We start from the raw sequence: 1,363 nt of genomic DNA, 5'->3' as shown, positions 1-1,363 counted from the left end.
GGGACTGTCAGATTTTTTGTGTGCGGGCCGGTAACGGCCTGCCGTCAGGCAGGCCCTGATTCTCACCAGGTCGGCCTGATGAACCGGTCTCCGTACAGAATCGCAAATTGATTCATCGCGCTTTTCCAATCATGGGCCGGTTTTCCCCAATTGGCTGTTATGTTGCGCAATCCCAGCCAAATCAGTTTGGTCGCTGCGTCATCATTTGGGAAATGCCCGCGAGTCTTGATGACCTTGCGTAGCTGGGCGTTGATGCTCTCGATGGCGTTGGTGGTGTAAATCACCTTTCTGATGGCCGGTGGGAAGACGAAAAATGGAATCACTCGATCCCAGGCGCGTCTCCAGGCAGCCACCACCGTTGGATATTTCTCGCCCCACGGCCCGTTCTCAAACTCATCGAGTGCTTGCTCAGCCGCTTCAGCATTGATGGCTTGGTAAATCGGCTTCAGCTCCTTGGCCAGAGCCCGCCGCTTGTCCCAGGCCGCGAAGTCGAGGCTGTTGCGGATCAGGTGCACGATGCACGTTTGCAACGTCGTCTCTGGAAACACAGCGCTGAGGGCCTCTGACATGCCTTTGAGGCCATCGGTCACGGCAATTAGCACATCTTCGACACCACGCGTCTTGAGATCGTTAAAGACCTTCATCCAAAACTTCGCACCCTCGGTGTTCTCGATCCAGATGCCCAGGATATCCCGCGTCCCATCGGGGAGAACGCCCAGGGCCAGGTAAATGGCCTTGTTGCGCACCAGGCCCTCTTCGCGGATCTTCACCCGCAGCGCATCGAAGAAAATGACCGGGTACATCGGCTCCAGTGGCCGCTGTTGCCACGCGCCAATCTCTTCCATGACCTCGTCTGTCACAGAGCTGATGAAGTCGGGTGAAACCTCTGTTCCATACTGCTCGGACAAAAAGGCTCGGATCTCTCTGACCGTCATTCCACGGGCGTACATGGCGATGATCTTGTCATCGAAACCGGTGTACCGCCGCTCGTGCTTGGGGATCAGAATGGGCGCAAAACTGCCGTCTCGATCGCGAGGAATTTCCAGCCGCAGCGGGCCATCCCCCGTTAAAACCGTCTTGCCACTCTTGCCGTTACGCTGGTTGCTTTCATCCTCTGGGCGCTGCGCGCCCGGTCGATAGCCCAAGTGGTGGCCAAGCTCGGCATGCAGCGCGCGTTCGATCAGGGCCTTCTTAAACGCCGCAGAGGCATCCTCGATAGCTTCTGCGGTCATCAGGCCCTCACCGAACTGCTCCAGCAGCTCTTTGGGGATTTTGGGCAGGTCACGCAAGGGTTTCTTTTTGGTTGGCATACATGCACCTCTTACTCATGTTATGCCCGAACACAAAATTTCTGACACCCTCC

Annotated in this window: 1 protein-coding gene; it reads right to left on the bottom strand. The window is 56.9% G+C overall.

Annotated features, from left to right (window positions below; genetic code table 11):
• Positions 1–62 precede the first annotated feature (62 nt).
• On the bottom strand, positions 63–1,310 hold the full coding sequence (locus NJF35_RS24550) for an IS256 family transposase (RefSeq protein WP_253091617.1): 1,248 nt from the start codon (positions 1,308–1,310) through the stop codon (positions 63–65).
• Positions 1,311–1,363 lie beyond the last annotated feature (53 nt).

Origin of the sequence: Pseudomonas guariconensis, from assembly GCF_024127895.1 — a bacterium.
GTDB classification, from domain to species: domain Bacteria; phylum Pseudomonadota; class Gammaproteobacteria; order Pseudomonadales; family Pseudomonadaceae; genus Aquipseudomonas; species Aquipseudomonas guariconensis_B.
The sequence above is the reverse complement of the archived record's forward strand: the minus strand, read 5'-3'. Positions and strand labels throughout refer to the sequence as shown.